The sequence below is a fragment of the Mumia sp. genome, from assembly GCF_028803055.1.
Lineage (GTDB): Bacteria > Actinomycetota > Actinomycetes > Propionibacteriales > Nocardioidaceae > Mumia.
In genome coordinates this window covers 1-5,752 of record NZ_JARBCJ010000200.1, presented here as the reverse complement: position 1 = coordinate 5,752, position 5,752 = coordinate 1, and the positions used below count along the sequence as shown (strand labels likewise).

The following is a 5,752-nucleotide window of genomic DNA, read 5'->3' as shown; positions in this document are numbered from 1 at the left end:
GAACGCGCCCGGGTCGCCACCGGGTGGTGGACCGAGATCGGCTTCGACGGCCGCAAGGAGGTGCTCGGCCGCTGGAACGGCGTCATCACGCGCCGCATCCACCAGCTCGCCGACGTCGTCCACGCCGAGACGGGCAAGCCGCATGGTGACGCCGTGCTCGAGATCGGCCTCGCCATCGACCACATCGCCTGGGCCGCCGGCCACGCCAAGAAGGTCCTCGGGCGCCGCACCGTCTCGCCCGGTCTCCTCATGGTCAACCAGAAGGCGACCATCGAATACAAGCCGCGTGGCGTCGTCGGCGTCATCGGCCCGTGGAACTACCCGGTCTTCACGCCGATGGGCTCGATCGCGTACGCGCTGGCCGCCGGCAACACGGTCGTGTTCAAGCCGTCGGAGTACACCCCCGGAGTCGGCACCTGGCTCGTCGACGCGTTCGCCGAGGTGGTCTCGGACTACCCGGTGCTCCAGGTCGTGACGGGGCTCGGCGAGACCGGCGCGGCGCTCGCGTCGGCGAAGGTCGACAAGGTCGCGTTCACCGGCTCACCGCGCACCGGACGCAAGGTGATGGAGGCAGCCGCTAAGAACCTCACTCCTGTCGTCATCGAGGGCGGCGGCAAGGACGCGCTCATCGTCGACGAGGACGCCGACATCGCGGCGGCAGCCGACGCGGCGCTCTGGGGCGGGATGTCCAACGCGGGCCAGACGTGCATCGGCACCGAGCGGGTCTACGTCCACGAGAAGGTCTTCGACGCCTTCGTCTCCGAGATCACGGCCCAGGCCGCCAAGGTACGGGCCGGCTCGGACGCCGACGCCGAGTACGGGCCGATCACGATGCCGAGCCAGGTCCCGATCATCAAGCGGCACGTCGAGGATGCGGTCGCGCGTGGAGGCCGTGCCGTTGTCGGAGGGCCGGACGCCGTGGGCGAGCGGTTCGTCCAGCCCACGATCCTCGTCGACGTCCCCGAGGACGCCGACGCGGTGACCGAGGAGACGTTCGGCCCGACGCTCGTCGTCAACCCGGTGCCGTCGATGGACGAGGCCGTACGCCGCGCCAACGCGACGTCGTACGGCCTGGGCGGAGCCGTCTTCGGCAAGAAGCGTGCGGCCGAGATCGCCCACAAGATCCGTGCCGGGATGACCTCGGTCAACTCCGTCACCTCGTTCGCCGGCGTGCCGTCGCTGCCGTTCGGCGGTGTGGGGGAGTCGGGCTTCGGTCGGATCCACGGCGAGGACGGGCTCAAGGAGTTCGCCTACTCGCACGCGGTCACCGTGCCGCGGTTCAAGCCGGCGATGGTGCTCACCACCTTCGGCCGGACCCCGGGTCAGGAGAAGTCGTTCGTCTCGCTGCTCACCGCCCTGCACGGAGGCAAGGCGCTGCGGGTCACCAAGAAGTAGAGCGCGCCGGGCTCAGCCTGCGTCGAGCTGCTGAGCCTGGATCGCGGTGATGGCCACGGTGTTGACGATGTCCTCGACGGTGCAGCCGCGGGAGAGGTCGTTGACCGGTTTCCGCAGTCCCTGCAGCACGGGGCCGATCGCGACCGCGCCCGCCGAGCGCTGCACCGCCTTGTACGTGTTGTTGCCCGTGTTGAGGTCAGGGAACACGAAGACGGTCGCGCGTCCCGCCACGTCGGACTCGGGGAGCTTGGTCCGCGCCACCGCGAGGTCGATCGCGGCGTCGTACTGGATAGGCCCCTCGATGAGCAGCTCGGGGGCGCGCTCCTGAGCGAGCCCGGTCGCGTTGAGGACCTTCTCGACGTCGGCCCCGCTGCCGGAGGCGCCCGTGGAGTACGACAGCATCGCGACCCGCGGCTCGATGCCGAACGCCGCCGCCGTGCGCGCCGACGAGATCGCGATGTCCGCCAGCTGGACCGCGTCGGGGTCGACGACGACGGCGCAGTCGCCGTAGACGAGGACCTGGTTCTCGAGGCACATGAAAAACACCGAGGAGACCGTCGAGACGCCCGGGACCGTCTTGACGACCTCGAGGGCCGGCCGGATCGTGTGAGCGGTGGTGTGCGCCGCACCCGACACCATGCCGTCGGCGTGGCCGAGCTCGACCATCATCGTGCCGAAGTACGACACGTCGGTGACCGTCGCCCGGGCGTCGTCGAGGTCGACACCACGGTGCTTGCGGCGCCGGTAGTACTCCTGGGCGAAGTGCTCCAGGTCCTCGGAGGCGCTCGGGTCCACGATCGCGGCGGCCGAGAGGTCCACACCGAGGCTCGCGGCTCGCGCGGTCAGCGCGATCGGGTCACCGAGCAGCGTGAGGTCGGCGACGCCGCGGCGCAGCAGGATGTCGGCAGCCCGCAGGATGCGCTCGTCGTCGCCCTCGGGCAGCACGATGTGCTTCCGGTCGGCGGTCGCGCGGTCCAGGATCTCGTGCTCGAACATCAGCGGCGTGACAGCGGTCGTCCGCGACACCTCGAGCCGGTCGAGGAGCGCGTCTCCGTCGACGTGCTCGGCGAAGAGCGCGAGTGCGGTCGTGATCTTGCGAGGTGACTCCCGGGTCAGCCGGCCGCGTCGCCCCGTCAACGCCTGCGAGGTCGCGTGGGTGCCGAGGTCCGTGGCGATGATCGGCATGGTCGACCCGACCCCACGCAGCAACCTGTCGACCTGCTCGGGCAGCGCGATGCCGCCGTTGAGCACGATGCCCGCGATCTGGGGGAACTCGGTCGACGCGTGCGCCGTGAGCACGCCCAGCACGATCTCGGGACGGTCGCCGGGGGCGATGACGACGGCACTCTCGAAGAGCCGGTCGAGCACGTTCGGCAGCGTCATTGCAGCGACGACGAAGCCACTGGCCTCGCGTCCGAGCAGACGCTCGTCGCCGCGTACGAGGGTGCCGTCGCAGGCGGCCATGAGGTCGGCGACGGTCGGGGACGACAGGACGGGCTCGTCCGGCACGGCATAGACGAGGACGTCACGGTCGACCAGCGTCGCGAGGTCGGACAGGACCGCGGGGTCGGTCACCCGGTTGACGATCACGGCGAACAGCTCGGCGTGGTTCGCCTCCAGCTCGGCGACGGCGACGTCGGCGACGCTGCTGACGTCCGCACGGGTACGGTCGGCGCCGTTGAGCACGAGCAGGACCGGTGAGGCGAGGTTGGCGGCGACGCGTGCGTTGTAGACGAACTCCGTCGGGGCGGCGACGTCGGTGTAGTCGGTGCCCAGCACCACGACGGCGTCGCAGGACGCCGCGACCGCGGCGTGCCGGTCGATGATCCGCTCCATCGCGGCGACCGGATCGTTGTGCACCTCCTCGTACGTCACGCCGACGGCGTCCTCGTAGGAGGTGACGACCGCGCCGTGCGACTCGAGCAGGTCGAGCACGTAGTCGCGTCCGCCGGTCGCCGCGACGTCGCCGCGGACGATCGGACGGAACACGCCGACCCTCTGGACGCGTCGCGACAGCTGCTCGACGACCCCGAGCGCGACAGTCGACTTGCCGGTGAACCCCTCGACGGAGGCGATGTAGACGCTGTTTCCCACCTGCCCGAGCCTAGGCCGGGCGTGCCCCGGCTGCCCGCCCGGGATGGTCAGAGGGTCAGCAGCATCGTGATGTCGTCGCGGTCGTCGTCGACCCCGACGCGGATCGCGTCAGGCACCCGGCCGACCTCCTTGTAGCCACAGCGTGCGTAGAAGTCCTCGAGGCCGAGCCCGCCTCGGCAGGCCAGCCGGATCGCCTCGATCCCGGGCATGCTGCGCGCGACGCCGGCGAGCGAGAGCATCAGCGCGAAGCCGGCCCCGTGCCCCTGCGACTCCGGATGGACCATCACAGTCTTGGCCCACACCCAGTGCTGCATGAGGCGGTGGGTGTTGCGCTCGAGGAATCCGGCGGCTCGCACCTCGTCGCCGTCGAGCCCGACCACGAGGCGCGTCCGTCCTCGCCCGACCGACGCGAGGACGGTGTCGAGGCTCGGCTCGACGTCGTCCTCGGTCACCGGGGGGACGAATCCGACCGCTCCACCGGCGTTGGAGGAGTCGGTCCAGGTGCGCAGGAGTCCGGCGCGCAGGGACGGGGTGATGTCGGGGTCGGCGAGGAAGAAGAGAGCCACGGAGGAACGGTACGGAGCAGGGTGCCCGTCTCAGGCATCTGCCTCGGTGAGCGGGCCGACGTCGGTGACCTGCACCACGGCCTCGCCCGCCTCGTCCGACGCGTCGAGGTGCACGGTCGCGAAGATCGCCCAGTCGCGGTCGCCCTCGGGGTCCTCGAGGATCTGACGGACGTGCCAGACCCGGGTCTCCGCGCCCTCGGGGTCGGTGTCGACCACGAGCATCGCGGGACCACGGGCGTCCGGACCGGTGCCGAGCGTGTCGTACTCGGCGAAGTAGTCGTCGATCGCCTCGTGCCACAGGTCGGCGGTCCAGCCGGCCGCGGCGTCCAGCGCCCCGAGGTCGTTCCAGCGTCGCAGCGCCATGAGCTCGACTCGGCGGAACAGCGCGTTGCGGACGAGCACCCGGAACGCCCGGTCGTTGGACGTCACCGGCGGCGGCGGAGCGTCCGGGTCGTGGGCGATCGTCACGTCGACCGAGCCGCCCCCACCGGCGGCGAGAGCCGCCCACTCGTCGAGCAGGCTGGAGTCGGTCTGGCGGACGACCTCGCCGAGCCAGTCGGTGATGTCGCGGAGCACGTCGTCGCGGTACGTCTCCGGGACGGTGTGCACGAGCGTGCGGTACGCGTCGGCGAGATAGCGCAGGACCAGCCCTTCCGAGCGTGCGAGCTGGTAGCGGGAGACGTACTCGCTGAACGTCATCGAGGTCTCCCACATCTCGCGGACGACCGACTTCGGGCGCAGCTCGTGGTCGGCGACCCACGGATGACCCTTGCGATAGGTCTCGTAGGCGGCCTCGAGCTCCTCGCGCAGCGGCTGGGGGTGCTCGACCTCCTCGAGCAGCTCCATCCGCTCCTCGTACTCGATGCCCTCGGCCTTCATCCCCGCCACGGCCTCGCCGCGGGCGGCCTTGCGCTGGGCGTTGATGATCGGGCGCGGGTCGTCGAGGATCGCCTCCACGACGGACACCACGTCGAGCGCATAGGTGTCGGAGTCGGGGTCGAGGATCTCCAGCGCGGCCACCCCGAACGGAGCGAGCGGCTGGTTGAGCGCGAAGTTCTCCTGGAGGTCGACGGTCAGCCGGACCGTACGGCCGTCGGCGTCGGGCTCGGCGAGCCGCTCGACGACCCCGCCGGCGACGAGGGCGCGATAGATCCCGATCGCGTCGTTGATCATGCGACGCTGCTCGGCCCGGTCGGAGTGGTTGTCCTCGAGCAGGGCACGCATCGAGGCGAACGCGTCGCCGGGGCGTGCGACCACGTTGAGCACCATGGCGTGGCTGACCTTCATCCGCGAGGCGAGCGGCTCGGGCTCGCCCGTGGTCAGCTTGTCGAAGGTCCGCTCCGACCAGTTGACGAAGCCCTCCGGAGGCTTCTTGCGCTGGATCCGGCGCAGCTTCTTGGCGTCGTCACCGGCCTTGCGGACCATCTTGGCGTTCTCGACCTCGTGCTCGGGCGCCTGCACGACGACGCGGCCGAGCGTGTCGTAGCCGGCGCGGCCCGCACGCCCCGCGATCTGCTGGAACTCGCGCACCTGGAGGTGACGCTGGCGGACACCGTCGTACTTCGACAGGCCCGAGAACAGGACGGTCCTGATCGGGACGTTGATGCCGACGCCGAGGGTGTCGGTGCCGCACACGACCTTGAGCAGACCCTTCTGGGTGAGTCGCTCGACCAGCCGTCGATAGCGGGGCAGCATCC

The 5,752-nt window shown here is 70.7% G+C and carries 4 protein-coding genes; 1 reads left to right on the top strand and 3 read right to left on the bottom strand.

Annotated elements, in window-relative coordinates; translation table 11 throughout:
• A partial coding sequence (locus tag PV363_RS15250) for an aldehyde dehydrogenase family protein (RefSeq protein WP_301022767.1) occupies nt 1-1,395 on the top strand: 1,395 nt, incomplete at its 5' end.
• A 12-nt stretch (nt 1,396-1,407) separates the two neighbouring features.
• Here the strand turns inward: PV363_RS15250 and pta are convergent.
• The 3 genes from pta to PV363_RS15235 all read right to left on the bottom strand — a co-directional run.
• The gene (gene pta / locus PV363_RS15245; RefSeq protein WP_301022766.1) at nt 1,408-3,489 is read right to left on the bottom strand and encodes a phosphate acetyltransferase; all 2,082 of its coding nucleotides are present in this window, start codon (nt 3,487-3,489) and stop codon (nt 1,408-1,410) included.
• A gap of 47 nt (nt 3,490-3,536) precedes the next feature.
• A complete protein-coding gene (locus tag PV363_RS15240; protein WP_220345359.1) occupies nt 3,537-4,055 on the bottom strand; it encodes a GNAT family N-acetyltransferase in 519 nt (172 codons plus the stop codon).
• Between the two features lie 30 nt (nt 4,056-4,085).
• A partial coding sequence (locus PV363_RS15235) for a DUF3516 domain-containing protein (RefSeq protein WP_301022765.1) occupies nt 4,086-5,752 on the bottom strand: 1,667 nt, incomplete at its 5' end.